The sequence below is a fragment of the Paenibacillus crassostreae genome, from assembly GCF_001857945.1.
In the GTDB taxonomy this organism is placed as follows: domain Bacteria; phylum Bacillota; class Bacilli; order Paenibacillales; family Paenibacillaceae; genus Paenibacillus_AQ; species Paenibacillus_AQ crassostreae.
Window position 1 is genome coordinate 173,372 of sequence record NZ_CP017770.1, and the last position, 26,991, is coordinate 200,362.

24 protein-coding genes and 3 pseudogenes are annotated in these 26,991 nt (G+C 42.6%); 20 read left to right on the forward strand and 7 right to left on the reverse strand.

Going from position 1 to position 26,991, the window contains the following annotated elements; all coding sequences use genetic code 11:
• Positions 1-81: 81 nt before the first annotated feature.
• The 8 genes and pseudogenes from LPB68_RS00875 to LPB68_RS22135 all read left to right on the forward strand — a co-directional run.
• Entirely contained in the window at positions 82-444 is a 363-nt protein-coding gene (locus LPB68_RS00875) for a GntR family transcriptional regulator (protein ID WP_068654958.1), read from the forward strand.
• Entirely contained in the window at positions 444-1,319 is an 876-nt protein-coding gene (locus LPB68_RS00880; RefSeq protein ID WP_232510145.1) for an ATP-binding cassette domain-containing protein, read from the forward strand. Before LPB68_RS00875 ends, LPB68_RS00880 begins: the two co-directional genes overlap by 1 nt.
• The gene (locus LPB68_RS00885; protein WP_068654956.1) at positions 1,316-2,032 is read left to right on the forward strand and encodes a hypothetical protein; all 717 of its coding nucleotides are present in this window, start codon (positions 1,316-1,318) and stop codon (positions 2,030-2,032) included. The genes LPB68_RS00880 and LPB68_RS00885 overlap by 4 nt, the downstream gene beginning before the upstream one ends.
• Positions 2,033-2,396: 364 nt before the next feature.
• Positions 2,397-3,137: a type I methionyl aminopeptidase gene (gene map / locus LPB68_RS00890; protein WP_068654954.1), complete on the forward strand. Its 741-nt coding sequence runs from the start codon at positions 2,397-2,399 to the stop codon at positions 3,135-3,137.
• A gap of 137 nt (positions 3,138-3,274) precedes the next feature.
• Positions 3,275-3,769 carry a pyridoxamine 5'-phosphate oxidase family protein gene (locus tag LPB68_RS00895; protein WP_068654952.1) on the forward strand — a complete coding sequence of 165 codons (495 nt, stop codon included), beginning with the start codon at positions 3,275-3,277 and terminating at the stop codon, positions 3,767-3,769.
• A 612-nt stretch (positions 3,770-4,381) separates the two neighbouring features.
• Positions 4,382-5,092, forward strand: a complete 711-nt coding sequence (locus LPB68_RS00905) for an alpha/beta hydrolase family protein (RefSeq protein WP_068654948.1) — start codon at positions 4,382-4,384, stop codon at positions 5,090-5,092.
• A 484-nt stretch (positions 5,093-5,576) separates the two neighbouring features.
• The gene (locus LPB68_RS23255) at positions 5,577-5,681 is read left to right on the forward strand and encodes a DUF6254 family protein (RefSeq protein ID WP_232510143.1); all 105 of its coding nucleotides are present in this window, start codon (positions 5,577-5,579) and stop codon (positions 5,679-5,681) included.
• Positions 5,682-5,785: 104 nt separating this feature from the next.
• Positions 5,786-5,905 (forward strand): annotated as a pseudogene (locus tag LPB68_RS22135) (transposase); the annotation flags it as partial.
• A 90-nt stretch (positions 5,906-5,995) separates the two neighbouring features.
• Here the strand turns inward: LPB68_RS22135 and LPB68_RS00910 are convergent.
• The 3 genes from LPB68_RS00910 to LPB68_RS00920 form a co-directional block, all read right to left on the reverse strand.
• Positions 5,996-7,210, reverse strand: a complete 1,215-nt coding sequence (locus LPB68_RS00910) for a sugar efflux transporter (protein ID WP_068654946.1) — start codon at positions 7,208-7,210, stop codon at positions 5,996-5,998.
• 296 nt (positions 7,211-7,506) lie between these two features.
• A complete protein-coding gene (locus LPB68_RS00915) occupies positions 7,507-8,568 on the reverse strand; it encodes an NAD(P)-dependent alcohol dehydrogenase (protein WP_068654944.1) in 1,062 nt (353 codons plus the stop codon).
• 150 nt (positions 8,569-8,718) lie between these two features.
• Positions 8,719-9,120, reverse strand: coding sequence for a MerR family transcriptional regulator (locus LPB68_RS00920; protein ID WP_068654942.1), 402 nt, complete (start codon positions 9,118-9,120; stop codon positions 8,719-8,721).
• 113 nt (positions 9,121-9,233) lie between these two features.
• Here LPB68_RS00920 and LPB68_RS22140 point away from each other — a divergent pair.
• Positions 9,234-9,371 (forward strand): annotated as a pseudogene (locus LPB68_RS22140) (PEP-utilizing enzyme); the annotation flags it as partial.
• 25 nt (positions 9,372-9,396) lie between these two features.
• Here LPB68_RS22140 and LPB68_RS00925 read toward each other — a convergent pair.
• Positions 9,397-10,359, reverse strand: a complete 963-nt coding sequence (locus LPB68_RS00925; RefSeq protein ID WP_068654940.1) for a helix-turn-helix transcriptional regulator — start codon at positions 10,357-10,359, stop codon at positions 9,397-9,399.
• Positions 10,360-10,468: 109 nt separating this feature from the next.
• On the opposite strand from LPB68_RS00925, the gene LPB68_RS00930 reads away from it, so the two are divergent.
• The 5 genes and pseudogenes from LPB68_RS00930 (at position 10,469) to ppsA (ending at position 15,359) form a co-directional block, all read left to right on the forward strand.
• Positions 10,469-10,948: a GyrI-like domain-containing protein gene (locus LPB68_RS00930; RefSeq protein ID WP_068654937.1), complete on the forward strand. Its 480-nt coding sequence runs from the start codon at positions 10,469-10,471 to the stop codon at positions 10,946-10,948.
• A gap of 87 nt (positions 10,949-11,035) precedes the next feature.
• On the forward strand, positions 11,036-11,500 hold the full coding sequence (locus tag LPB68_RS00935) for a phage tail protein (protein WP_068654935.1): 465 nt from the start codon (positions 11,036-11,038) through the stop codon (positions 11,498-11,500).
• A 144-nt stretch (positions 11,501-11,644) separates the two neighbouring features.
• Positions 11,645-12,280 carry a hypothetical protein gene (locus LPB68_RS00940; RefSeq protein WP_237087906.1) on the forward strand — a complete coding sequence of 212 codons (636 nt, stop codon included), beginning with the start codon at positions 11,645-11,647 and terminating at the stop codon, positions 12,278-12,280.
• A 25-nt stretch (positions 12,281-12,305) separates the two neighbouring features.
• A pseudogene (locus LPB68_RS23260) lies at positions 12,306-12,470 on the forward strand (phage tail protein); the annotation flags it as partial.
• Between the two features lie 273 nt (positions 12,471-12,743).
• Positions 12,744-15,359, forward strand: a complete 2,616-nt coding sequence (ppsA, locus tag LPB68_RS00945) for a phosphoenolpyruvate synthase (protein ID WP_068654933.1) — start codon at positions 12,744-12,746, stop codon at positions 15,357-15,359.
• A gap of 477 nt (positions 15,360-15,836) precedes the next feature.
• Here ppsA and LPB68_RS00950 read toward each other — a convergent pair whose 3' ends face one another.
• Positions 15,837-17,435, reverse strand: coding sequence for a response regulator (locus tag LPB68_RS00950; protein WP_068654931.1), 1,599 nt, complete (start codon positions 17,433-17,435; stop codon positions 15,837-15,839).
• Positions 17,432-19,210, reverse strand: a complete 1,779-nt coding sequence (locus LPB68_RS00955; RefSeq protein ID WP_068654929.1) for a sensor histidine kinase — start codon at positions 19,208-19,210, stop codon at positions 17,432-17,434. The genes LPB68_RS00950 and LPB68_RS00955 overlap by 4 nt, the downstream gene beginning before the upstream one ends.
• Before the next feature lie 283 nt (positions 19,211-19,493).
• Here LPB68_RS00955 and LPB68_RS00960 point away from each other — a divergent pair, with 283 nt between their 5' ends.
• From LPB68_RS00960 to LPB68_RS00975, 4 genes are all read left to right on the forward strand, one after another.
• Positions 19,494-21,098 (forward strand): extracellular solute-binding protein, encoded by a 1,605-nt coding sequence (locus LPB68_RS00960; RefSeq protein WP_068654927.1) that lies wholly within the window; start codon positions 19,494-19,496, stop codon positions 21,096-21,098.
• A 255-nt stretch (positions 21,099-21,353) separates the two neighbouring features.
• Positions 21,354-21,593, forward strand: coding sequence for a hypothetical protein (locus LPB68_RS00965; RefSeq protein WP_157891898.1), 240 nt, complete (start codon positions 21,354-21,356; stop codon positions 21,591-21,593).
• Positions 21,594-21,886: 293 nt separating this feature from the next.
• A complete protein-coding gene (locus tag LPB68_RS00970) occupies positions 21,887-22,810 on the forward strand; it encodes an ABC transporter permease (RefSeq protein ID WP_068654923.1) in 924 nt (307 codons plus the stop codon).
• A 15-nt stretch (positions 22,811-22,825) separates the two neighbouring features.
• A complete protein-coding gene (locus LPB68_RS00975; RefSeq protein WP_068654921.1) occupies positions 22,826-23,749 on the forward strand; it encodes a carbohydrate ABC transporter permease in 924 nt (307 codons plus the stop codon).
• 34 nt (positions 23,750-23,783) lie between these two features.
• Here the strand turns inward: LPB68_RS00975 and LPB68_RS22145 are convergent, their stop codons facing one another.
• Positions 23,784-23,954: a hypothetical protein gene (locus tag LPB68_RS22145; RefSeq protein WP_237087907.1), complete on the reverse strand. Its 171-nt coding sequence runs from the start codon at positions 23,952-23,954 to the stop codon at positions 23,784-23,786.
• Between the two features lie 558 nt (positions 23,955-24,512).
• On the opposite strand from LPB68_RS22145, the gene rsgA reads away from it, so the two are divergent.
• Positions 24,513-25,580 (forward strand): ribosome small subunit-dependent GTPase A, encoded by a 1,068-nt coding sequence (gene rsgA, locus LPB68_RS00980; protein ID WP_082865561.1) that lies wholly within the window; start codon positions 24,513-24,515, stop codon positions 25,578-25,580.
• Positions 25,577-26,593, forward strand: coding sequence for an aminoglycoside phosphotransferase family protein (locus LPB68_RS00985; protein ID WP_068654919.1), 1,017 nt, complete (start codon positions 25,577-25,579; stop codon positions 26,591-26,593). Before rsgA ends, LPB68_RS00985 begins: the two co-directional genes overlap by 4 nt.
• The last annotated feature ends 398 nt before the right edge of the window (positions 26,594-26,991 follow it).

Here is a 26,991-nt window from a genome sequence, read left to right on the forward strand (position 1 = left end):
TAACCTCCTAATCATGTATAGTTGGTTAGATGAGTAACCAACCGTTCAACGTTAATTGTTCTTAGAGAAAAGAGGTATTAGATGAAACCGACATTGGATGAATCCCAACCAATCTTTCAGCAGATTGCCCAAATGATGATGGACGAGATCGTGGGGGGTGAATTGAACGAAGAGGAACAAATTCCTTCCGAAAATGAACTGTCACGCTTCTATAACATCAATCGGGCGACAGTACGGAAGGGTCTCCAGGCTTTGGTGGATGAAGAGATTATTTATAAACAAAGAGGAATAGGCATGTTTGTAAAGAGTGGAGCGAAGCTTCAATTGTTGAAGGAACGTCAGCTTCATTATCGAGAACAGTTCATCCTTCCCTTGTTGGAAGAAGCGAAGAGAATCGGAATAAGCAAGGAATCGGTCGTTCGGTTAATACAGGAGGAGGAGTAATGATGCTATACGTAAACGAAGTAGCATATTCGTACGATAACGTACCCGTTCTCGAAAAAGTATCGTTCGAGGAGAAGGAGCCGGTGATCGCGGGGTTGTGGGGTCGCAACGGGGCTGGCAAAACAACGCTGATGAGACTACTGGCCGGTCATCAACGGCCTCACGGCGGAACGGTTCAAGTTATGGGCTTGGCACCTTACGGTAACCCGGCGGCAGTTCGGCATGTCTGCTACATGCAGGAGGATCATCCGTTCAGCTCGATATGGACGGTACAGGATGCACTACGTTTCGGTCGATACTTCAATACCAACTGGGATCAAGCTACGGCAGACCATCTGATCGAAACTTTCAGATTGGACTCCAAGAAGAAAGTATCCAAACTGTCCAAAGGGATGAAGTCTGCGTTACAGTTTATTATCGGGTTATCTAGCCATGCTGACATAACGATACTCGATGAGCCAACGAACGGTCTGGATGCTGGGATGCGGAGAAAGCTGTATGAGGCATTAAGAGAAAGCCATGAGGATTCACCTCGTCTAATTCTAATTTCGAGTCATCATATTGAAGAAGTCCAAGCACTCTGCGAATCGTTGATCGTTATGCACAAGGGCAAGTTGCTGCATCATCAACCGATCGACGAGTTCCGCGAGCAAGGTATATGGTTGGTTGGCGAACGGAGCGCTGTCACAAACGTTATTGACGGTTATAAAGTGCTGGAGCAAAGCGTGATAGGATCGAAAATCAGGGTGATGCTCGACGCTCCATACTCGAAGCAATGGAAGGAGCAAGCGCAAGTTCATGGGCTTTCCATTGAAAAAGCTGACTTGCAAAATTATTTGTTAAATATAACGGAAGATGCGGAGGTATACGTATGAACGCAAGGAGCGCGGTATTTCGGTTGATGTACGAGGATGTGGGCTGGTATTTTGCTAAACTCTTGTTGTTATTCATTACCGTTCCGTTGACGATCGTATGGATCATCGTCGGCTTGGTCTTTGATCTCGATCGGGATACACTTGCTTCGATATCCGGGCCGACTTATTTCTTTATTCCCTTTTTCGGGCTCTTCGGATTCAAGTCCCTCTTTGCGATCTCGATCGGGATGGGAAGTACGCGGGAACAATTTCTTAAAGCTTTCTACGGCATAGGTTTGGTAGGCGTTATTTTCAGCATATTGTGTCTAAACTTATGCCAATACGTGCTATTGACAGTCTATCAATGGAATTCGGTAGAGGCAGGCATTATGCATGCTGCGAGGTTGTTTTTTAGGGAGTACCATTTCTTCGCCTATTTGTGGATCGATCTGATGGTAGGCATGGTTTGCTTCGGTCTTTCTTTCTTCGGCTATGCCATCGTGTATCGGGTAGGATTCACACGGAGCATTATCATGCTCATGATCGTAATGATCGCAGGCATATTTCTTTATTATGGAGGCACTATTTCGGCCTTGTTCGACTGGATGTCGAATTTCAAGATGAGTGTGATGACGATCGCTTCGTGCGTAGGGGCGGTGAGTCTGGCTGCATTATTCGCCACGTATCCGATGCTGCGCCATGCGCGATTACATCCGATGCTGAGAAAAGGTTAACGAACATGTGGATGGAACAGTATCAACAACATTTAGCGTCCGGATCAGGTGTACGAGCGTCATTAGAGAAGCGCACCCGGCAGAGATGCAATAGCCTATGACTTTTGAAAAAAAGAAAAGAGATAAAATTTAGGCCGCCAGTAGGGTGGCTATTTTAATTGTATCCACACTTTTTACGCCATAAACGTCCATATTCGGTACTTTTCTAGAAAAGGAAATGGATATTTATGATAATATAGAGGAGTGATTTTGAAGAATGTACTTAAAGTAACGGGCATTTAGTTGAAGGAAAAATTGTTTCGTTTATGCTAGAATCATAAATGGAATACTAATCATAAGATACTTTAAAAAGTGAGGATATACGATGATTGCAAAAACAGAAGAAGATTTTAATGGTTTGAAGGAAATTGGTAAAATTGTTGCCTCCATTAGAGATGAACTGGTACAAAGAACAATTCCTGGCATAACGACCAAAGAACTTGATGATATAGCCGGAGAGTTTTTAGAAAAAGCAGGTGCAGTTTCAGCCCCAAAAGGTGAATATGATTTTCCTGGCTATACTTGCATTAGCGTTAATGAAGAAGTGGCACATGGTATTCCGGGTCAACGGGTTATTCATGAAGGGGATTTAGTAAATATAGATGTTTCTGGTTCCAAAAACGGGTATTTTGCGGATACAGGAATCTCGTTTGTAGTAGGTGAAGGAGAAGAAGTATTAACGAAAATATGCGACGTTGCCAAAAAGGCATTTGAAGCAGGGCTTAAGAACGCAAAACCTGGTTCAAAAAAAAGTAGAATCGGAAAAGCAGTATTCCAAACAGCGAGAGAGAATGGATTAACTGTTATCAAAAACCTTACAGGACATGGTATTGGACGTACAATACATGAAGCACCTGACCATATTTTTAATTATAATGATACATGGGATAATGAATTATTAATGGAGGGGATGGTTATCGCATTCGAACCATTTATCTCGACCTTAGAAGAAGAAGTATCCCAAAAAGAAGATGGCTGGACCTATGTTACAGAAAAAAGTTTTGTAGCTCAATACGAACATACGATTATTCTTACGAAGGATGGACCGATTATTACTACATTGTAGGAGCTTCCAATAAGAGAATACGTATGAGTTTTGGCTTGACACTGACCTTCCTTTGGTCAGTGTCTTTTGTTATTCATAATAAGATTCTGAATTGGAAAAGATATAAAGAGGATAAAAAAACGAAATGAGGTGAACACATGTCGAATCAATCATTGTCAAACCAAGAGGCGATTGAGAAAGTCAGAGATCTGATTAAAGGGATCGACACAGCTATGCTCACGACGGTAACGGAGCAAGGATTGGTGTCACGTCCAATGAAGACACAAGAAGTTGAATTTGATGGTGACCTGTGGTTCTTGACGAAAAAAGATACTAACAAATATCAGGAACTCCTCCGTAATCGAAGTGTGAATGTAGCTTATGTAGATAAGTCCTACGTGTCTTTACGAGGAGAAGCAGAGTTGGTATCGAGTCCAGCCAAAATAAAAGAATTCTGGAACATTGCTTACGAGAAGTTGTTGGAGACTACACCGGACGATCCGAATCTCGTTTTGATAAAGATAAAAGCAGAGTCGGCCGAATATTGGGAAACGGGAAGTAAGACGAAGATGGTGAAGCAACTATTCTCGAAAATCACAGGAAAAGGATCAGATGAATCAAATCTGAACCAAACCGTTGACTTGAACGGATAACAGAATGCATGGAATCGAATCTCTAACTCCACAGGGTTGTTCCTGGAAAGGAGTAAAAAGAGCTTCGTGAAGACAACAACATTGTTAAACTGAAAGTCGCTCATATAGCGGCTTTTTTCATTTATGAGATGACGTCCTTGTCATTTGACGTTGAAAAAAGCTAATATAACTAAAAGATAACGGGCAGAGAGTGTAATCAATGTTCTTAAATTGTGTTTGTTATAACCTATATTGTTCTTCATAGTTTAAATTTCAATGATTTTTTTTGGAACTTTGATATCTTTTTAATTCCTTCAGTTCCAATAATACTTCCTACAGTCGCAATCAATATGCTTGAATAAATTATTTTGACCGCAAAATAAATAACGGATCCAGTAACCAAATCTAAGATTAAAAACTTTTTAATGGTTGATCCTTTAATTGTATAAAACACGAATTGGTTTTGTTTTTTTGATTTTAACATGCTCTCACACCTTTATCATTTTTTAAAAGATATGGAAAGAGAGGTTGTCATATACTTATTCCTTTTGTGTTGAGATAACTAATTTAAATAGACCGTATTATTTTTAATCGCGGGGCACTTATTCATCAAAAGGAGGTGGCTAGGAAATCATGATAGAGACGTACGTATCCTCCAATAGCACATGTACAATAAAGTGCCGCACGGTGGTTTGTTTTTTAGCCGGTGTATTGACTTATCGTAATAATTTTGAAGATGCTGCCAGTGAGATTGCCAAAAGATATCGAAATGTCAAAGTTGTGATGATCTTTCCCTATGGGATGGCAAACGGCACTACGGGTTCGTCGTTAATGCCTCTGCTGGCAAGGCAGCTTACTCAAGTTGGCTATGACCTGGCCCATGCCCAGTCCAAGCGGGTAACAAACGTAGCGCAAATCCTCCGCGAGCATGCAGTAGTGTCGGATCAGGTAATCCTTATCGGGCATAGTGCAGGAGGTGTGATCGCCTATCGGACAGGGCTTGATTTGGAGGAGAAGTACGGCTTTCAGCATATTCAAGTATTTGCAGTGGGATGTCCAAAGTTTCATTTGACGGACATTCCATACAATGACAGGTTTACATATATCACTGGCCAGAATCCGGACAGGATCACCCAAATTGGCAGCTGGCGAAAGCCGGGTTCTAGGGTATACCGAGGAAGACCGGGGTGCGAAATTCAAATGGAATTTAATCCAGCTCATCAGGGATGGCAGTTTCATGCTTCGTATTTTCTGAAATCGGCATGGACGGATTCAAACCAATTATTCCATACTAATTCAGAAAACTTGGTCTCCAAAATCCATGAACTGTACCCAGGAAACTGATTAATACCCTGATTAATACCTAATATGTTTATGTGAATTTAGGGAAGAATGCTTCAATGCTCCACGACTATATATCATATCATTTATTTTATATTCTCCGAATGTGAATTGAACCATGTAACAATATAAATTTTTTTCGGATATAGCATTTAAACCTGAAAGGTTTTTTTGAGTAGGCCGTGTCGGAGTTGAGGCTTCATCGCCGAATTATAACACTGACCCGAAGTATAAGTCGAAGTATAAGACTTTATTTTTAAACTCCTGATACGCCGCTTCGGATCGCTGTGAGCGGAGGTTCTAAAGTCCAAAGCAGGTGGAAGTGAACGGCACCTCCAGCACCATTTGGACTGAAAAGAGGAACAGTGTTACACTAAGCAATACCAAATATCCAACGTAAAAATATTATGAATGAACAGAGCCGAGGAATGACAAAATAAGAAAGTGGTATACATCTCAATCAATTTTCCAAAGGAGGATATCTGTTATGGCTCACCAGAAGAGAAGGAAAGATGCTGCCTGGAAGTCACGAAAGCAAGAACAGCATCCCCATGGTAAAATCAAATCGCTCAAGGAATTGTCCAGCGAATAGGACGAGGAGTATACTGCTTGGAAGAGAAGGACTGTCGGCGAAATTTACCGACAGTCTTCTTTCTTAAAAAATAAGAAAGTATAAAATTTTGGGTATACCACAGTTATTTAAAAAAGAAAGCAAAAGTAACACCGGCGATTATTGCTAGACTCCACACTTTTGGTTCAAGAGTCAACTTCAATCCTCTCGTTCATATGTTAGTTACAATGGGTGGATTAACAGAAAATTGGTGTAGGTGATGATGAACAAAAAACCATTCTCTTCTTCACATTAGAAGAGAATGGTCTAGAAGATTAAAAATGAGCAAATTAGGATTAAACCGCTAATTTTTGTGGTTCATTTACAGTGTGACGTCCACTTACCGCAAGCATGATTAGAGAAATAATCATGAGTATACAACAGAATACAAAGGAATACCGGTACCCTACAATACTGGCTAATCCCCCGCCAACAAGACTACCAACGAGTCTACCAATTGTGGATGAATTAGAGTAGAGCGTAGATGCATACCCAGGCTGGCTTGGAAGAAGATCCTGAATGTAGCTAATACCAATCGCAGAAATTACGGCAACAAACACGGCAAGCAGAATTTGAGCTGCAAGCATCTGCCACATCGAGTCTGAAATCATGACAACGACGTAATATACTCCTCCTAGAATGGAGCCACACATCATCAAGATTCTATTACTGTACTTTGCACTGAGTAGACCTAGCGTAATCATAAAAGGAATTTCCAGCGCAGCACAAATACTACTGACTAGACCAACATCGCTTGTTGTTCCCCCAAGATTGTTAGTAATAAAGAGGGCGGTATTAAGGCTACTTGTCCAGTGAGCTATATACATAAGTATCAGAATCAGGAAAGGAAGCAGAATATTATGGTTCTTACCCAGAGGGAGATTTTTTACTTCCACTTTAGCATTACTTCTTTTCAGTTCTTCTGTATTTGATTTGAGAAAAAGGAATATAAGCAAGGGAGCAAGCAGGAACACTCCGATCGTACCCGAGAATATCCCCTTAAACCCAACAGCAGCGATTAACATAGTACCGATTAATGGACCAATAATGAAACCAAGCGAGAAAGCAGAACGCAAGGTAGAATTAGCAAACGCATGATCAGTAAAATTACTCTTAGTCACTGCTTCTCTAGAAATGGCGAATAATTGAGGCATACCTGGTGCACCGAGGGCAGTAAACACAGTCATATAGATGAACAAGGTCGTAAAATCCTTAATGAGCAAGTATCCGCTAAAAGCCAATGCATTGCAGAGCATGGAGACAATGTAAATGTTTTTACGATTCATGCCGAGGTCAGAGCGTCTCCCGATTAGCATACTGATCCATATCCCAGCAATTAACGTGACGGCTAAAAAAATACCAAACATTCCAACAGATACTCCAAGCTGATCCGTAAAATAAATGGATAAAAAAGGTGAGCTGAGTGAAAGACCCATGCCCTGCAGTAACATACATAAAAAAAGTAAGCCATACGAAGGAATCGAAAATAGTGCAGTCAATCGTTTGATCATGATGTGAAGTTACTCCTCTATATTTGTTTAGATAGTCAATCTAGTTATAGTATACTTGAAAAAGACAGCAATAATATATATGATATTTCACTAGAAACCTCAACTATGGGCGGCAACTGTGATTTGCGAGTTGGATCGTAGGATGATCGTGCAAGGTGTAGATCATCAACAGCAGCTAAAGAAACGGATCGGTCAATTGATTCGATATACATCAAATAGAAAAAAAGCCATCGTTTTGTTCAAACTAAAACGATAGCCTTTTTCTTATGGTAGGAAGCGTTATGCTACTTTGCAAGTTATAAAGTAGAGATGTCAATAACGAATCGATACCGAACATCACTTTTGAGGACACGTTCATATGATTCTTCAACTTGGTCTGCACTGATCACTTCAATCATAGGAGCAATGCCGTGTTCATCTGCGAAATCGAGCATTTCCTGGGTTTCACGAATTCCCCCAACGAGTGAACCAGCTATGCTGCGACGACCCATAATTAATGAAAATACATGATACTTATCTGGTTTAGCTGGTGCACCAATATTTACAAGTGTCCCATCAATACGAAGCAGTGATAAATACGCATCAACATCCAGATTTGCAGACACCGTGTTTAAGATTAGATCAAAACGACCTGCTAGTCCTTTAAATGTAGCAGGATCACTTGTAGCAAAGTAATGATCTGCGCCAAATTTTAACGCTTCTTCTTTCTTATTAACGGAGCGACTCAATACTGTTACTTCAGCTCCCATAGCATGAGCAAATTGAATTGCTACGTGGCCAAGACCTCCCATTCCTACAATGGCAACTTTCTTACCTGGGCCAGTGTTCCAGTGTTTCAATGGAGAGAATGTGGTAATACCTGCACATAATAGTGGGCTTGCCACAGCCATATCCAGGCCGTCTGGGATTCGGACAACGAACCCTTCCGTTACAACGATTTTTTGGCTATATCCACCGTATGTTGGATTGCCATCGTAGTCTAGACCGTTATAGGTGTTGATAACACCTTTCGTACAATATTGCTCCTCTCCACTGAGGCAGTATTCGCATTCTCCACAGGAATCAACAAAGCAGCCAACGCCCACTCGGTCACCAACGACATATTTGGTCACTTCTGATCCTACTGCCTCTACGACTCCGGCAATTTCATGACCCGGAACCATTGGAAAGATTCCACCAGCCCATTCACCGAAGGCACTGTGAATATCAGAGTGGCAAATGCCACTATACTTAATGTCTATTAAGATATCGTATGGCCGTAATTCTCTCCGCTCAATAGTTGTCTTTTCAAATGAAGCTTTTGCACTTGGGACACTTAGAACACGTGTCGTCGTCATGGATTTATGATTATTGCACATAAAGATAACAATCCTTTCTTTTGTAAAATATTAAGTTGATTGAAGAAACTCGTAACAACGTAAGCAACAAAAATAGCTTAAGCCTTAAAGTTGACTTTAAGGCAAGACTTTTTTTGAAAATTATATAAAAGAACAGAGCGAGTCGCACTTTTATTTTACTAATAAGACCTCATTAAGCATGGATTTGTGGTAATTTTTTTCTAATTCGTCGTAGTATTCTATTTTCGATTCAATCTTAACAAAAGCGTTATCTAAGTCTCTTTGTTTCTCCATCATTTTTTCTTTATGTTTCTCAAATATTTGTTTGCGTTGCGAAGCTGTGCTTTCTCCTTCTTTTGTTAGTTCAACTACCGTACGTAACTCTGAAAGAGGTATGTCAGTTTTTCGTAAACATATAATCAACTCTAACCATAAAATATCTGATTCGTTAAAAATACGATTTTTATTTTCATCTCTATTTATAAAAGGTAGAAGACCCTCTTGTTCATAATATCGGAGTGTATGTGTAGGCAAACCTACCTTTTCTGCTGCTTCTTTTATATGAATTTTCATTGTATCCCTCCATAAATCTTATTTTATTTTAATAATTTTGTTCTTATTTCACTTTAATCTTTCCCTGAGGTTTTATTATAGACCTTAAAGTGAACTTTAAGGCAACCTCTTTAGTGATGACCCATGAAGCAGTAATCGCACGTGAATATGGCTTACCAGCAGTTGTCGGAGTGGAGAATGCTAACCAAATGATAAAAGTTGGGCAGCGAATTCACGTAGATGGAACAGAAGGGTATATCGAATTATTGTAATGGATGAATATGTCAAGTAAGATACTTATGGGCGGTATAAGCATAATCTTCCTTGTAAATCGTCTAAGACTTCTTCTGGTATCTCCCTGACCTTGATATCCTCACCTAGGAATAAAAGCCAATTGGTTATTTCCGTTACTTCTTCTGAATGATGAACATTGATAAAAGTCTTTAGAATGGCTGTGCTTTGGTAAGGATTCGTATAGGAAATTGAAATTTTTAAAGGATGGTATTTTTTGAACTGGGCAATCGCCTTTGGACCAAGTTCAAGGATAAGGTTGATTACTTCTTCCTGCTTGCTTAGTTGTTCTAAAATATTTTTCTTACTTACTCTCTTTTTGATAGGGTATGGTTTTACATCGGTGAGATTGTCGACAGGAAGAATCCGCCTCGTGTGTTCCTCTAAATCAAAGCCTTCGATTAGCCATAAGCTTTTTTCACGATAAAGGTGCAACATATAAATAGGATAAGACTTTAATTCCTTATCTTCTTTGATGGTAACAAATAAATAACTGTCCAACAAAAGGATTTGGATGAGTTTTTCTAACATAGGATGGGGTAGGTCTGACAGATCAAGAAGGTCGGGATTATGAGGGTTGGTCCCTTCAAAAAGCAATATTTGATTTAAAAGCACAAGGTCATCTTGCTGATTTTTTGAGATGAGGCCAAGTAATTTTTCAGATAAAGACTGTCGACTCTTTAGATAAGGGAGTTGTTGATTTCTTGTGGCCATAAAGGCAATAAAAAGAGCTTTAATCTCATTATCAGTAAAGCGGACAGTGGGCAGAACAGAGTTGTTCATGACAAAATATCCCCCATCCCTCCCAACTTCAGCGACAAGCGGCATTCCCATAGCTTCAATTTCTCTGACATCTCTAATAGCTGTTGAGCGAGAGATGTTAAATTCTCGCATGATTTCAGAAATCGTAAAGTGGGCGCGGTTGTTAATATAACGCATGATGATATTAATCCGTTCAACTTTTTTCATAGTGTCCCCTAAACAGTATCATTTTTTGACATGATTTAAGGCTATTATAAACCTATCAAGTGAAAAGACAACACATTTGATAAATTAAAAAAAGAGGAAGGTTTTGAATATGGCCAATTATACCCTTGAGGAAAAAGACAGCTTTATCGTTTTAGGTATTGGAACGGAGCTTAAGAGCGATTACACAGATTATGCCGGCATAAACAAGGAGAAGGCAGATTTTTGGTCAGAAATCGAACATGATGGAAGTCTTGGCACTTTAAAGGCCGTCGCTGCGAATGACTACATTTTTGCCGTGAACGAAGCGGTGAATAACAAAATGATGTACTATGCTGGCGTCATGACAGAGGCATCGGTACCAGAAGCGTCCAGAGTTATCCAATTTCCTAAGGGAGAATACCTCGTTGTTACTGGTGAAGGCAGGACGGCTGATGAGATGAGTAATACGCTTACGGGTATTGCCTTCGGTCAAGTCTTGCCGGAAGTAAAAGATATTGCCTATGTTGGCGGGCCAAATGCAACGGTTGAGATGGGACAACGAAACGGCTTGGTATTTGGTGAAATGTGGATTCCTGTTGTCAGGAAATAAAAGAGATCAGTGAATGCTTCCAATGCGAGTTTTGCCTGAAGTAGATTCTAAATTGTAACGTTTGCAAAACTTTTAGGAGGGATAATCATGTCCTGTATCGTTGATTTTAAAAATGTGTCTACGGTTGGATTAGAAACTTCTCCAATAGGAGAAGCGCTTGCTGGTTTACGAGCTAATGAAGCCCGCTACTTTATGAACAAATATAAGTATGAATTTACGGTTATACCAGCTAGCGAAAGCCACGATACCCTTGATTATGTGAACCAAATTTTGAAAGATGAACGTGATATTGAGTTTGCAGCCAGACCTTTAGAAACATCGCGTTTTCAAGTGGAAGATATTAAATTTGCCTACATCTTTTATGAAGATGGTCTTGTAGTCAATGTTATGTATACGGTTGATAATCCTAAGAAGCGGGCCGTTGGTTTTAAGCTCTCTGAGGGGATGGAGATACCAAAAGAGTTAGAAGGGAAGTTTAAGTTTGCCAGGCAGAAATCTAAACTAGCTGGAACCATTCGAGGCTCATTTTTTGTAATAAAAGGAGTATATTAAAGTATTACTATTCATATAAACCAGACCAACTCTCTGTTCGTCTGGTTTATATGAATGTGTCAGATTGTGAAATCAGTGGTTGTCTGAACATCAACTGTAGTAATGAAATATGCATGGACTAACGATAGAAAGGCGTGATTAATTGTGTATCAAAAGTATTCTGCTATCATGAAAATCTCGATTTTTGTCATAGTTCTAACTCTATCAGCATGCTCAGGAGCAACTGACCCTGCAGCCAACCCTGAAACTTCAACACCGGATAATGAAGTGGTCACGGTTCCTGCATCTGAGAACGAGAATAATCCCGAAGTGACGCGTCCCCAGACTGAAAGTTTTGATTTGATGACGAGTGAGGGTAACCAATCACATACGGCCACATTGCATCAAGGTGAAGGATTTTCCTTATACGTATTCGAAAAGTTTACTTTCGACGCTGCCGAAGGACGCCTGTTTTTTAGCAGCAATCCGGAATACGATGTCGAAATCGAATCGCTTACTGCAAATTATGATTTAGTGAAGCTTAAAACTGCAGGAAAAGAGGAGTTGGAAAAGTTCGGGGAAGTATCCGATTTTAGTGGTGAGCTTGTCGAACATCCCCTGGGTTCCGCCGAGATCTATCTTCAAGTCTCGAGTGGTGAAGGGATTAACGATTATATCGTGTGGAAGTCAGAAACAGGTGAGGCTTTCCTGTTCCGTCTTCACAATCCAAAAGGCGAAGAAGTCTCGGATTTTGCCGGTCCGGTCCTCGTTTCATTATCTACGGTTCAAAGTGATTCATAATGAACGAGGTTTTAGTACTTTCATAATATTTATCGTGAATAGTCTTGTGGTAAACGTTATGTATACGGTTGATGACCCTAAGAAGCGGGCCGTTGGTTCTAAGCTTTATGAGGGGATGGATGTACCCAAAGGGTTAGAAGGGAAGTTTGCTAGGCAGAAACGCCAATCGAGGATTTTATCCACTTTTTAGCTATTCGCACTTTCTATCAAGCTTATTTGGAGTTTAACGTAACGGTAAATTATATGAAGTATGATACTAATGATAGTGGGAAATCAAAAAAGAACATGGTAATTTTTACCAGGTTCTTTTTTATTGCATATAAAGAGACACGATGATATAATCGGATCACGACTTTAACAATTGAAAAAGGCATAAATATCTTATCTTACAATTATAGTTTATCATGCCGGTAAACTCTTGTCAAATCTTTTTTCTCAATTTAGTGATTAGGAGAGATGTAGAATGAATTCTTTGGTTCTCGGTTTTCAGGAAATAGAAAAAACGCAACTTTTGCTCGTTGGCGGAAAAGGGTTGAATTTAGGGGAATTATCAAAAATTCAAGGAATGCAAGTGCCAGAAGGATTCTGTGTTACAACCGTAGGATATCAACAAGCCATCGAACAAAACCAAACGTATCATGCTTTGTTGGATCAACTAACAATGCTAAAGGCAGAAGATCGAGATCAAATTGGTGAAATCAGCAGGAAGATTCGACAAATCATTATGGAAGCAGAAATCCCTTCTGATGTTGTAACAGCGGTTACTCACTATCTCTCCCAGCTTGGTGATGGTCATGCTTATGCCGTGCGTTCTAGTGCGACTGCTGAAGATTTGCCACATGCCTCTTTTGCTGGTCAACAAGACACCTATTTAAATATCATCGGTGTCGATGCCATCATGCAACATATCAGCAAATGTTGGGCTTCCCTGTTTACGGATCGTGCGGTGATCTACCGTATGAAAAATAAATTTGACCACAGTCAAGTTTATTTATCCGTTATCGTACAAAGGATGGTTTTCCCGCAGGCTTCAGGGATTTTATTTACCGCTGATCCGATTACTTCTAACCGAAAGCTGCTATCAATCGATGCCAGTTTTGGACTTGGGGAAGCACTGGTCTCTGGCTTGGTATCTGCCGATTGTTATAAAGTACAGGGAGAGGAAATCGTCGAAAAGATGATAGCAACCAAAAAATTGGCTATCTATGGACGAAAAGAAGGCGGAACAGAGACCAAGCAGATCAATCCCGATCAGCAAAAGACTCAAACACTTACTGAACAACAAATTTTACAACTAGCACGCATAGGAAGACAGATCGAGGCTTATTTTGGTTACCCACAAGATATCGAATGGTGTTTGGTTGATGAGACATTTTATATTGTCCAGAGTCGGCCAATCACAACTTTGTACCCGATCCCAGAAGCGAATGATCTAGAAAATCACGTTTACGTATCTGTCGGTCATCAACAAATGATGACTGACCCCATAAAACCATTGGGATTGTCTTTTTACCTGTTAATTACTCCTGCGCCCATGCGTAAAGCCGGCGGAAGGTTGTTTGTTGATAGTACAGCTATGCTGGCTTCACCTTCCGGCAGGGAAACTTTAGTAAATGTCCTGGGAAAATCCGATCCGCTCATAAAAGACGCACTCATGACCATCATTGAGCGCGAAGATTTTATCAAATTGTCACCAGATGGTGAAAAAGAACCGGGTCCCGCTAAAAGCAATAAAGGTAAACCACCTGCGGATTATCAAACATTAATCAAATACGATCCGACAATCGTTTCTGATTTGATTAAGCGTAGTCAAACATCGATAGAAGAGTTAAAACAAAACATCCAAACGAAATCAGGGTCGGATCTGTTTGGTTTTATTCTGGAAGATATTCAGGAATTAAAGAAGATTTTATCTGATCCACAAAGCTTTGGTGTGCATATGACAGCCATGAATGCTTCATCATGGATCAATGAAAAAATGAACGAATGGTTAGGTGAAAAAAACGCAGCAGATACGCTTTCTCAATCTGTACCGAACAATATCACTTCGGAAATGGGTCTGGCGCTATTGGATGTCGCAGATGTGATTCGTCCTTATCCAGAAGTAATAAATTACTTGCAACATGTACAAGATGATAATTTCCTGAATGGACTGGTTAAGTTTGAGGGCGGACAGGAAACCCAAGACGCTTTCTATGATTATCTCAGCAAATATGGAATGCGGTGTGCCGGAGAAATCGATATTACTAGAACTCGTTGGAGCGAAAAACCAACTACACTTGTCCCCATGATTCTTAGTAATATCAAAAACTTTGAGCCTAATGCTAGCAAACGGAAATTTGAGCAAGGGCGACAGGAAGCTTTGAAGAAAGAACAAGAGTTATTAGATCGATTGAAACAATTGCCGGATGGTGAACAAAAAGCCGAAGAGACAAAACGAATGATCGACCTAGTCCGGAATTTCATTGGTTATCGGGAATATCCAAAATACGGATATATTTATCGCTTCTTCGTTTATAAGCAGGCTTTAATGAAGGAAGCCGAACAACTCGTACAAGTGGGCGTTATTCATGAAAAAGAAGATATATACGATCTCACTTTTGAAGAACTTCACGAAGTCATACGCACAAATAAACTGGATTACCAGATCATCAGCAAACGAAAAGACGAGTACAAATTTTATGAAAAACTAACTCCCCCGCGTGTCATCACGTCCGATGGTGAAATCATTGTAGGCAAGTACAAACGAGAAAATCTCCCTGCCGAAGCTATTGTAGGTTTACCTGTTTCTTCCGGAGTTATAGAGGGCCGAGCACGTGTCATTTTAAACATGGAAGATGCTGATCTTGAAGATGGAGATATATTAGTCACCTCTTTTACGGACCCTGGCTGGACACCTTTGTTTGTATCCATCAAAGGTCTAGTCACCGAAGTTGGCGGACTGATGACCCATGGAGCAGTTATCGCACGTGAATATGGCTTGCCAGCAGTTGTCGGAGTGGAGAATGCTACCAAACTGATAAAAGATGGGCAACGAATTCGCGTACATGGAACAGAAGGGTATATCGAAATATTATAATTACTGAATACGTCAAGTAAGGTTTTTGTCATAATGGACGGCATTATTGAACAATCAACGGTTTCATAAATTTCCAGTTCGTATGTATACGATGCCCCTGGTTTCTCTCTTTCTGTTGGTAAGTATATGATAAATTGTAACTTTTCTGTGAGATGAAGGGACTGGGAGGTTAATGAACAGTCTTACTCTACTTTCCATTTTGTTGAAAATTTATAGGGACTAAAGTCTGTATTAATTTGATCCTAGTGTTAGAATAGAAAGTTCAATATAGTGGATATAATTACCGTCCACGTAGAGCTCTGCATGTGTGAAGCCATATGAAAAAAAGGCAGTGAGCGTCATGATCATTAATGCTGTGCCGGTAGTTAGAGTTGATGTTCGCTGATCCGATAATTTACTCCTTGTAATACTAATGAAAAAATCCCCCTCGTTCTGTAGTGACTCCATTATAGTCGGGGGATTTCTACGTTCAATGACTTAAGTCAAGATCTTCTTATACTCATTCGGCGACAGCCCGACCTCCTGCTTGAATAGCTTGGAGAAATAGGAATAGTTCGTATATCCGGTTTTGCTTGCAATGATGTAAACTGACAGATTGGTTGTCTCTAGCAGATGCTTTGCAGCGGCAATTCGGACTTGTATAACGTAGCTACCGAGGGAGATGCCGGTTTCCCGCTTGAACAGTCTGGCCAGGTAATCAGGATTGAGATAGACAATCTCCGACAGATCGTTGCGGGTAAGATCATCTCCGTAGTGCTCATGAATATACTGCTTAATCTCCTCCACGATCGATTTGCGCTGGGCGACGAAGTCGCGGTATTCCATGGCGGTATTAACCAGATACTTCAGATATTCCTCCATATCCTCGATTGAATGCAGGGAGTGGAGCAGTAGCTTGTCATTGGCCTTGCGGGCATACAATTTATGTACCTGAATGCCCTTCTGCTTGAGAAAAGAATACACCAGTTGCACGATATCCAGCCGATACAGGCCAAGCACGGAAGTGTCGAGCGACTTGTGGCTCAGCATGGTTCTTAAATAACGGATAGCCTCCTCCAGAAAAGCACTCAGCCTGTTCTGATTGAGCAACTCTTCCAGCTGGGCCAGATCCGGTGGGGTATAGGATGATTTCGGTTGACGCAGGTAGTTCTCCACCAGATAGGTCTGATTTCGACATCTCGTCAGCTCTTCGTCCATATTCAGTAGCTGCTTCAGGATGTTGCCAATTTGGTGCAACTCACCTGCCAAACCGATATTGCAGCAGGCGTCGCATTTTAGATAGGGAACGGCTTTTTGGATAAAAGAAGTCCCAGTAGCCTGTAGCACTACGGCATCCTCCGGTCGCTCATTCCACTTGAGGATGGCGATCCAGTTATAGTCTTTAAATTCCAGAATACTCTCGATCGTGTAATCGGAGCTTTGGAGCAGCTCATAGAGCAAATTCAGCAGCGCAAAGTCGAACAGATCCTTCTCTTCTTTGCCCATACTGCCGATATGGGGAAATACATTGAAAAGAATAGGCTGGATGAGATCGTTCATCTGATAGCACAGGTTCTGTTCTTTGATCGCATGGATGATGTCCACTTGTTTAAGCGGGAAGGAAGTGCTTCCGCTGACCAGCCTGCGCCAGAAATGCTCCAGGTTCTTGGACTGGTTCTTCTGCCAGAAGTAACCACCCAGAATGGCCTGCTCGTTGATCTGCTGCTCCTTGGCGCGGACAATTGCTTTTTGGATAATCAGCATCAGCTTGTCGAATTCAATCGGCTTGAGAAAATATTCAAAGCTCTGAAGCTCGATCGCTTTCTGGGCATAATTGAAATCCGCATAATTGGTCAGAAGGATCGTCTGCACGCTGTAATTTTGCTCTCTGATCCAGGCCAGCAGCTCTAGACCGCTGCCCTGGGGCATCTCAATGTCGGAAATCAGGATCTGCACCGGATGGTTCTCCAGAATTCCCCGCGCCTGGGCGACATTGTTGGCCGTATATACGGTTTCGATACCCAACAGCTTCCAGTCAAATTTTTTCTGCAGAGCTGCGATTACGTAGTAGTCGTCATCCACAAGCAATATATTCATAGTTTGCGCTCCATTTCTGTTGAAGGTTCGGGAAGATCCGGCAACATCAGAGTGATGCATGCGCCGCTGCCAGGCAAATTGGTGAATCTGACGGTTGCCAGATTGTAATACAGGTACTCCAGCCGTTTCAGCGTGTTCATAATGCCGATATGCGTACCTTTCGCCTGATCCAGCGGCAGTCCGGCCTCGAGCTTCTCTAGCACATTGGCCGGAAAGCCCGGCCCGGTGTCCGAGAATTGAATCTGCGTGGCTTCGATATCATCCTCCAGCAGGCACCGCTTCACTGTGAGCCGGATCTGAACTTCATTTTCCCGGGAGATGGCATATTTAATAGAGTTCTCAATGAAGGTCTGCAGCACGAGCGGCGGAATTTTCACGTCCTTGGCCTCCTCGCTCAGCTCTACTTGATAGCTGAAGGCGTCTTGGTAACGTTGCTTCTGAATCTCCAGATACATCTGCACATGCTCAATTTCATTCGCAAGCGGGACAAAGTTTTCGCCGCTCTGGAACAGATAGCGGAAATACCTGGAGGTGGTCATCGCCATATCCTCAATTTCCTGATACATTTGAATTTGGGCCATGCTGTATATGCTGGTCAGGCAATTCAGGAAGAAATGCGGCTTGATCTGCTGCTTCATATAATCCAGCTGGATGCGCTGCTTCTCCAGTTCCTGTTCATACATGGTGATCTTGAAGGTTTTGATCTGCTCTACGAGATCCTTGAACTGGGTATTGGCCTGCTCCAACTCAATGATTTTGCTGACCTTGTAGTCCGTCGGCTGGCTTTCTTCATTAATAAGCGCTAGATTTTCGGAGAAGCTTTGAATCGGCCCGAGCACTCTTTTATTGAAGAACAGTATAATGACAAACAGTGAAGATGTAACAATGAAGAACAGCAGGACAATCAGGAGCTGGACGATCATAATCTTTTCAAAGGCTCCGAACTTGATAACCATCTTCGCACTGAATGTTGTACCCAGGAACTCGCTGATAATCGTCGTTCGTGGCTGCATAAAGGAGGCGAAGCCTGTGTCTTCTGATATATCTTTGCCATTGTTCGAAATGGGGATGGTAAGGTCGGTGCCCTGATCATCCACGAGCGAAGCATAGCCGTTGGCCCCTAGATTAATTTCACGCAACGGGCGGATCAAGTTATCGGCGGAGATCAGTCCGATCAGATAGCGGTTGTTGTACGGGACAATGTTGATTACATAATATTTGCCGCCTACTAGGATGGGCGTCCATTTGGAATAGAACTTTTCGTACACCTCCTTGTCGTCGATAAAAGAAATAATCTGCTTCTTCAGCTCCAGATATTCGCCATAATTTACACTGATCGGCGCACAGTTCAGGAAGAATGACTGGTTTTTTAAATAATAGAAAAAGTTATATTCCTGTCCGTAATTCTTCTGCAGCTCGGCGAACCGGCTGTGCAGAATTTCGTTAGACTTGAAGAATTCGACGCTGTTGATGTCGTAGGCGTTCATTTTGTTCAGCGTTTCGTCATTCGCCAGCGTCCAGCCCATATAGTGATTCATGTAATCGAAATCATGATTGATACGATTGATGTACAGAGCCGCCGTATCCTTCAGATAGCGGGTGGATTGCTGCTTGACGATAATGATTGAAGTGATGCTGATCACCAGATCTACAATAAGAACCGTAACCGCTATAATAAGCATAGCTTTCACATAATGGCGGATCGGAAGCGGCTTGTGTAGTGCTGTTTCTTTGGCTATCACGTTTGTTGTACCGGGTCCTTTCTTGGCAATCATTTCTATGAATGCGTTTTAATAGGTAACATTAACATTATAAAAGGTTTGCTCCAAAAAAACATAAGAATAGAAAGGCATTTCGCCGTAAAGTCCGGAAAGCGCTAACAAAAGTCTGGAAATTGCTATTTTATGCTCTGTAAGACATAAATCCTGGCGTGCGAATTAATGGAGATAGTACCAGAGGTCCGAATAATGGCCCCAAAGTGTCCGGAATGAAAGGACCGGGGAGGTTATGATTACACATGTAAAGTAGAGTATATTTAAGAAACGGGGGATTATCACAATGGTCAAACAGGGCAACAAACTATCGGCCAAAAAGCTGGTAGCTGGATTTCTGGCAGCCGTGATGGTAGCAGGACTCGTAGGCTGCAGTAGCAACAATGAGAATACTTCAGCGGCAAGCGATACGAGCGACTTCAACAAGGAAGGCATGCCGATCGTTAATGAGCAGGTAACATTGAAGGTTCTGACGGTCCGCTGGGGCAGTATGGGAGATACCTTTACCCAGAACCAGTGGCTCAAGGATCTGGAGGGAAAAACGAATATCAAAATTGAATGGGAAGTCATGTCCTCCAATGACTGGGGAGAGCAGAAATCCATTATGCTGGCAAGCGGTACGCTTCCGGATGTAGTGCTGGGCAATCAGTCCTTCTCGGATTCGGATATCGTTAATAATCTCAGCTATTTCCGCCCGATTGATGACTACATCGATCAATACATGCCGAATCTGAAGGCAGCGATGGAAGAAACACCTGATATGAGAAAAATCAGCACCTTCCCTGACGGGAAAGTCTACTCAATGCCGACAAGACTTCCATCCCGTCCACAAAGCTCTCGTCAGCCTGTAATCAACAAGACCTGGCTCGATAATTTAGGCTTGGAGGTTCCGGAGACGATCGACGATCTGTATAACGTACTGAAGGCATTCAAGGAGCAGGATCCGAACGGAAATGGAAAACCCGATGAAATTCCTTATATCGAGATCAACAATGACACGATCAGTCCGTTCGGGATCGCTGATCTCAATAATAACTTCATGCTGGTGAAGGACGGTCAACCGGTATACTATCCTACTTCGGAAGAGTACAAGGAAGGCCTGAAATGGGAGAATAAATTATACGCTGAAGGTCTGCTCGATAAAGAGCTGTTCACACAAGACGATACGATGAGATCTGCCAAGTTCCAAAATCCGGATGCTCCGATTGTAGGCTTCACGTACCAATGGACTCCGGATGCTGTATTCGGTAAATGGAGCGACCAGTATGTAACCATTCCGCCGATTGCCGGACCGGATGGCAACCGTTACACCATCGGCAATCCGATCGGGATGAACCTGAGCCGCAACGAGCTGCTGATTACTACATCCAGTAAATATCCGGAGGTAGCCGCACGCTGGGCCGACGAGTTCTATACCAATGAAGCCAGCATCCAGAACTTCTGGGGCGCTATCGGTACCGTTATCCAGAAGAATGACGACGGCACGTACAGCCTGATGGACCCGCCGACAGGAACCAGCGCGGATGCTTGGTATTGGGATCAATCGCTGCGTGATTTCGGGCCGAAATACGTGAGCCCTTCCTTTGAGGAAAAAATTATCTTAAGTGAGAAGAGTGGAGACGGGCTGAAGCTACAACTGGATAAGCTGGGCAGCGAATTCGTTACTACACCGTTCCCTAACGTTATGTACACTGCGGAAGAATTCGAGGAACTTCCTACGCTGACCACGGACATCGACGGTTACGTGAATACTATGCGCGCCCAGTTCATTAGTAAAGGGAATATTGATGAACAATGGGATGCTTATGTGAAGCAGCTGAACGACATGGGTCTTGAAAAACTGATCAAAATCCGTACGGATGCATACGGACGTTATATGAAAGTGGAGTAAAATCGGGCCATCCGAACTTCAGGGAGGAAACCTCCCGCAAAGTGAAGGAAATCATGGAGAAACAAAAATAGATGGAGCGGTTTAAGCTTCATCTATTTTTTGATCTGCCAAAGATTCAGCAAAACAGTGAAAGGAGTGTATTGTCATGGCACAGCAGTGTGGTCTATTCCATTTATGTACGCAATCATAGCGGGGAGGGAACCTTCAAGGTCCTGGCTGTTCCAGGCGCTATATCCCATCAAGAAGTTGGATATTATGGCTCACAGCATGTACAGCCTAAAGGCGATGGATGAGGAAGACATCATATTCGGAACCCATACCTTGGCAGAACAAAAGCTGGTCGTGGTGTTCAGCCTGAAAGGCAAGATGGCCGAGGTAGATATGGGGTTTCTCGATGGAGTTTACGTAAATCTGATGGACCACAGCGAAGTAACCATCAACGGAGGCAAACTGCAGTTGAATTCCGGACCGGTTATTATCGGGATTCTCGAATAAAGAAATAATAATGCCGTCTATCGGAGGTTCACTGGGAAATGTATTTTTTTCCAGTGAAGAGTAGCCCTCACAACCAAAAGTCCGGAAATCAGCAGTAAAAGTCCATATAAAATATGGCTTCTTCCGCAGCGCGGATATGGCATCCCTTGTGCTTGAGACAGCGTCTCCAAAAGTCCGGTTAACGCTTCTATAAGGTCCGACAGGCGCAGAAAGTGAACGGTATACTGAAGAAAAATACACAGATAGGTTTATGCTTAGCGCATAGGCTCACAACACTTTTAGGAGGGGATTTCATGAGATCCGCTGGGACAATTCCAGGGAGAACGTTAGGACAAATGAAACGGAATTGGGGGCTGTATCTACTGCTGTTTCCCGCCGTGGTGCTTACCTTATTATTCGCATACAAACCAATGTACGGGGTTATAATCGCATTTAAGGATTATAGCCCAGCTCTGGGCATCGCTGATAGCCCATGGGCGGGATTTAAATATTTTGAGAAGTTCTTTAATTCCTATCAGTTCTCGAACACGATTAAAAATACGCTGATTATTAGCTTGTACAGCATGCTCACATTTCCAATCCCGATCATACTTGCATTAATGGTCAATCAGATGCGGCCAAACCGGTTCAGACGGTTTTTCCAGACTGTATCGTATATGCCGCATTTCATTTCAACGGTGGTTATGGTCGGACTGATGATGATCCTGCTGTCGCCAAGCACCGGTCTTGTCGGCAATCTGTACAGCCTGTTCGGTAAAGAGGCTCCCGATCTGATAGGATCTGCGAGTCTGTTCAGCAGCGTTTATGTCTGGTCAGATGTGTGGCAGCATGTTGGTTGGGACAGCATTATATTTATCGCCGCGCTCTCTGCGGTTGATCCTAGTCTCTACGAGGCAGCTACTGTCGATGGTGCAAGCCGCTGGCACAAAATCCGTTATATTGATATTCCAATGCTGATGCCGACAGCGGTTACACTGCTAATTCTGCGTGTCGGGGGGCTGCTTGGTATTGGTTTTGAAAAAGTGTATCTCATGCAGAACGATTTGAACGCCACTTCAAGCGAAATCCTGTCCACCTATGTCTACAAAATCGGGCTGCTCAGTAGCCAGTATAGCTTCTCATCAGCAATCAACCTGTTTAACACGGTTATTAGCTTTATTTTGCTGATCATCGTCAATCAGATTTCTAAAAAAATGAGCGAAAACAGCTTGTGGTAAAAGGGGAGAACTGGCATGGGAACACTTGCGCCTGCAGTTAAAGAAAATGCGAAAAAAATCAAAAACGACCGTTCCTCGGATACGGTTATGGAATATGTTATGTATGCAATTGCGGTGCTTTTTCTGGTCATCCTGATGTATCCGCTTTATTTCATCATTATCGCTTCATTCAGTGATCCTTCAGCCGTGGCCGGCGGCCAAGTATGGCTTTTTCCTAAGGGGTTTACGCTGGACGGCTACAAAGAGCTACTGAAGCATCAGAATATCTGGATCGGCTACCGGAATACGATTCTTTATACGGTGGTCGGTACAATTATCGGACTTGTTGTTAATATATCGGCGGCTTATGCATTATCCAGAAAAGATCTCGCAGGACGCAAACTTCTGTCGTTGTTTTTCATATTTACTATGTTTTTTAACGGCGGCTTGATTCCTACTTTCCTGACTATTCGTGATCTTCATTTGTATGATACGTTTCTGGTCATGGTACTTCCCTTCTCGGTGGGCGTGTTCAACATTATCGTCGCCAGGACCTTTTTCCAGACAAGTATCCCCGGGGATTTGTGGGAAGCAGCGCAGATCGACGGCTGCGGGAACCTCCGTTATTTTGTCCAGGTAGTACTACCGCTGTCCAAAGCGATTATTGCGGTTATTGGGTTATGGATCGCTGTCGGGCACTGGAATTCATATTTTAATGCCTTGATCTATTTGAAAAATCCGGACTTGCACCCGCTGCAACTGATTCTCCGCAACATTCTGATTACCAATCAGATGCAGTCCGGCATGGGGACAGGCGAGGCAGCGCAAATTGCCCTGCGCCTTGCAAATATGATGCGGTATTCCGTCATCATCGTCGCTACGATTCCTATTATGTGCGTATATCCGTTTGTGCAAAAATACTTCAATCAAGGGGTAATGATTGGTGCGGTGAAGGAATAGCCTGCTGTTCGTTACTTAACAACCAGGAAGAGGTCTATAGATGAAAACTAATATTCCGAATCGGATCCGTAGAAGCTTCCAGATCGATAGCACCACGTTCACCATTATAAAGATCCTGACTCGTTCCACTTCTGATAATTGTTGTATCTGAGAAAACAATACCTGCATTGTTTTGAAAATGATATCCGGGGAATACAGTGTTCATTCTGATACCAGAGGCGCCAACAGTATCTTCGAAATTGAGAACGAAGGTGGCCTTTCTCATGTTATATGCGATAGTTGGGGGATTGAGTTGCAGAGGTAGAGGACCGATAAAATTTACTTATAATCAAATTTTCCATTGAGCGCTTACAGAGGGTTATGTCACACTATAGAAGTGAATTCGTATTACAATTTTCCCCTCGAAAGGAGATGTTTGAAATGACTGCTTATATGGTATTGGTGGTTTTAACTTAACCGAATATCGGGCATAGTAAATTCCAGTCTTTGATGATAGCTTGGAATGAGAGCAACCGGGAATATCACCCGTGTTTTTTTGCTATGCCGTAAACAGTAACCTTTCGTGAATACTGCTGTTAGCGGGACTGGTCGTTGCCTTCGGCAACTGCTCGTCCATGCAACCTGGATATGATGTAGGTTGTATCCCTTTTGATTATAGCTGACTTTTGGCTTTCACCGCGAACAAGCATCTTCTTAGGAGGCTGCTTGTTCGCGGTATTTTTATGCCCAAAAACAACTTTAATGTTAGGAGAGGATCGATTCAATGATTGATTTGAAACAATATGGCTATATCGAAGCCGAAACGTCGCCGATAGGCTTAATACCCGGAAGGGTTACGGAACTACAACGAGAGCAATATACCGTTATCACCGAGCTAGGAGAAGTGACGGCTGTATTGAAGGGCGCGTTCTACCACACTGCGGGGAATCGGGAGGATTTTCCGAGCGTTGGCGATTTTGTCCTTCTACAATACAACGAAAACGGCGCTTCGCGCATTGCCAAATTGCTGCCCCGCCGCTCGAAATTTTCCCGCGCTGACTATTCAGGACACGCAGCAGGGTTTGTCAAAACTATACTTGAGCAAGTCGTAGCAACGAATTTTGATTACGTATTTATCGTATCGTCCCTAAACTCGGATTTCAAGGTCAGCCGCATCATGCGCTACCTGACACAGACGAGGCAGAGCGGCGGCCAGCCTGTCGTAATCTTAACAAAAGCTGACTTGGTCCCGGATTTCAGCGCACCGTTAGCTGAGGTTCAGAAAACCGATCCTAATGTGCCGGTACACGCAGTTTCCAGTCACACTGGGAGTGGTTTAGACAGGTTGAGTGAATATCTGCAACCAGGAAAAACCGTGGTATTCCTCGGCATGTCCGGCGTGGGGAAATCCTCGCTGGTTAACGCCTTGATGAATCAGGAAGTGATGACTGTCCAGGCTATCCGCGAGGTCGACAGCCGGGGCCGGCACACAACAACGCATCGCCAGCTTTTCATGCTCCCATCCGGTGCAATGGTTATTGATACTCCGGGTATGCGTGAACTTGGACTGTTCGATGCGGACGAAGGGATCAGCGTGGGATTTAACGACGTGGAGGAATTATTCACACAGTGTCGCTTCAATGACTGTCGCCATCAGACGGAGCCGGGCTGCGCAGTTCTTGCCGCCCTTGCCGATGGATCATTGGTGCCAGAGCATTGGGAGCGTTACCTTGTGCAGAAGCGGGAAAACAAGTTTGTAAATGATAAATCGGGGTATCTCATCGATAAACGGGCGTGGCAAAAGTCGATAGCTATGCAACATAAGGGTGAAAAAGGAGGATATAAGAAATGAACAACCATGATGCAAGATTTATAAAGCCCGAAGTACTGACGCTTGTTTTGAATAAAATGCTCAACAAGACGATAATCCGCGCAGATTATCAACTCAAAGAGTTGCAAGGCGGGACAATAGGAAATGTTCAGCTTGTAACAGGCACGGTTGAAACTTCTGATGGTGAAAATCTGCCGTATAAGATGGTTTGGAAAACAACGAAAAAATTTGAGCGTTATGGTGATCTAGATTCATGGCGAAGGGAATACGACCTCTATGCATCGGATTTCAAAAAGCTTTTCTTCGATTCGTTCCGTTGGCCGGAGTGTTACCACGCCGAAATAAATGGTGATGAGATTCAACTATGGATGGAATATATTGATGGTGTGTCAGGCTTAAATCTGACCCCGGAAATGTATGAACGTATAGCTGAGGAATTGGGGCGATTTCAAGGCAAGTTGTACACTGAACGACCAAACGTATTGCAGAATCTGTCCAATTTAAGCAATGTTGAGTTTACGAAAAACTACTATCTGCGGTATCGGTCATGGAATGTTTTGTATGATTACATACGCTCCGATGACTGCGAAATTCCTAAGCACTTGTGTAAAATGCTCATAGACTTAGATAACAATGCGGACGAAATATTCAGTCGCATTGAAAAGCTACCAATAGTGCTTTGCCACAGAGATTTTTGGGTGGCAAACATATTCTATTCGGACAGTAAAATCGTACTTATCGATTGGGATACCGCTGGATGGGGGTATATGGGCGAGGATATCGCGAGTTTAATAACGGATGAAGCGGATGTCTGTCATATGATTGAATACTATCAAAAATGCATTCCGGCGTATTACAGGGGTTTTTCGGAATATGCGGATGTGTCCCATATCACTGATCATTGTATCTATGAACTAATCCTTGCTATGTTCGGATACAGGCTTGTGGAGTGGTATAAATTCGCTGAGTCAACCGAAGATAAATCAATGCACCTTAATACCTTACAAAAAATCTATGAGATGAAAAATATGTAGATGAATATTACGATAAAATAATCAACTCTGCTCAATAACCAAGTAGGGAGTATATTGATCAAACACTAAAGTCGGAATACCAATGAAATAAGCTATTTTAAAAGAAATGAAAAGAAGAAATACATGACAAAAAACGAAGGCTATTTCCTAATGGAGATAGTCTTTTGTGCGCTTAGCAGCACAGCGACTAATGAGTGGAAGTCTCAAGCACACCGTAAGGTGGCGGAAGTGCATAGCTGACGGATAGTGCATAGTCTGTGAAGATATGTACGGAGGATCCGAAGGCAAACCCCGGAATAAACGGCAAACAACCAAGTTGGCTGACAGAGTCGGATAACCCTGCAAAAGAAGGGAACATCCAGTACCATCATAGACACTGGATGTTAGGAGGACTGGCT

Excerpts from the sequence above, each read along its gene's own strand:
- LPB68_RS00875 (WP_068654958.1), top strand. The coding sequence starts at position 82 with ATGAAACCGACATTGGATGAATCCCAACCAATCTTTCAGCAGATTGCC.
- LPB68_RS00880 (WP_232510145.1), top strand. The coding sequence starts at position 444 with ATGATGCTATACGTAAACGAAGTAGCATATTCGTACGATAACGTACCC.
- LPB68_RS00885 (WP_068654956.1), top strand. The coding sequence starts at position 1,316 with ATGAACGCAAGGAGCGCGGTATTTCGGTTGATGTACGAGGATGTGGGC.
- map (WP_068654954.1), top strand. The coding sequence starts at position 2,397 with ATGATTGCAAAAACAGAAGAAGATTTTAATGGTTTGAAGGAAATTGGT.
- LPB68_RS00895 (WP_068654952.1), top strand. The coding sequence starts at position 3,275 with ATGTCGAATCAATCATTGTCAAACCAAGAGGCGATTGAGAAAGTCAGA.
- LPB68_RS00905 (WP_068654948.1), top strand. The coding sequence starts at position 4,382 with ATGATAGAGACGTACGTATCCTCCAATAGCACATGTACAATAAAGTGC.
- LPB68_RS23255 (WP_232510143.1), top strand. The coding sequence starts at position 5,577 with ATGGCTCACCAGAAGAGAAGGAAAGATGCTGCCTGGAAGTCACGAAAG.
- LPB68_RS00910 (WP_068654946.1), bottom strand. The coding sequence starts at position 7,210 with ATGATCAAACGATTGACTGCACTATTTTCGATTCCTTCGTATGGCTTA.
- LPB68_RS00915 (WP_068654944.1), bottom strand. The coding sequence starts at position 8,568 with ATGTGCAATAATCATAAATCCATGACGACGACACGTGTTCTAAGTGTC.
- LPB68_RS00920 (WP_068654942.1), bottom strand. The coding sequence starts at position 9,120 with ATGAAAATTCATATAAAAGAAGCAGCAGAAAAGGTAGGTTTGCCTACA.
- LPB68_RS00925 (WP_068654940.1), bottom strand. The coding sequence starts at position 10,359 with ATGAAAAAAGTTGAACGGATTAATATCATCATGCGTTATATTAACAAC.
- LPB68_RS00930 (WP_068654937.1), top strand. The coding sequence starts at position 10,469 with ATGGCCAATTATACCCTTGAGGAAAAAGACAGCTTTATCGTTTTAGGT.
- LPB68_RS00935 (WP_068654935.1), top strand. The coding sequence starts at position 11,036 with ATGTCCTGTATCGTTGATTTTAAAAATGTGTCTACGGTTGGATTAGAA.
- ppsA (WP_068654933.1), top strand. The coding sequence starts at position 12,744 with ATGAATTCTTTGGTTCTCGGTTTTCAGGAAATAGAAAAAACGCAACTT.
- LPB68_RS00950 (WP_068654931.1), bottom strand. The coding sequence starts at position 17,435 with ATGAATATATTGCTTGTGGATGACGACTACTACGTAATCGCAGCTCTG.
- LPB68_RS00955 (WP_068654929.1), bottom strand. The coding sequence starts at position 19,210 with ATGATTGCCAAGAAAGGACCCGGTACAACAAACGTGATAGCCAAAGAA.
- LPB68_RS00960 (WP_068654927.1), top strand. The coding sequence starts at position 19,494 with ATGGTCAAACAGGGCAACAAACTATCGGCCAAAAAGCTGGTAGCTGGA.
- LPB68_RS00965 (WP_157891898.1), top strand. The coding sequence starts at position 21,354 with ATGGCTCACAGCATGTACAGCCTAAAGGCGATGGATGAGGAAGACATC.
- LPB68_RS00970 (WP_068654923.1), top strand. The coding sequence starts at position 21,887 with ATGAGATCCGCTGGGACAATTCCAGGGAGAACGTTAGGACAAATGAAA.
- LPB68_RS00975 (WP_068654921.1), top strand. The coding sequence starts at position 22,826 with ATGGGAACACTTGCGCCTGCAGTTAAAGAAAATGCGAAAAAAATCAAA.
- LPB68_RS22145 (WP_237087907.1), bottom strand. The coding sequence starts at position 23,954 with ATGAACACTGTATTCCCCGGATATCATTTTCAAAACAATGCAGGTATT.
- rsgA (WP_082865561.1), top strand. The coding sequence starts at position 24,513 with ATGATTGATTTGAAACAATATGGCTATATCGAAGCCGAAACGTCGCCG.
- LPB68_RS00985 (WP_068654919.1), top strand. The coding sequence starts at position 25,577 with ATGAACAACCATGATGCAAGATTTATAAAGCCCGAAGTACTGACGCTT.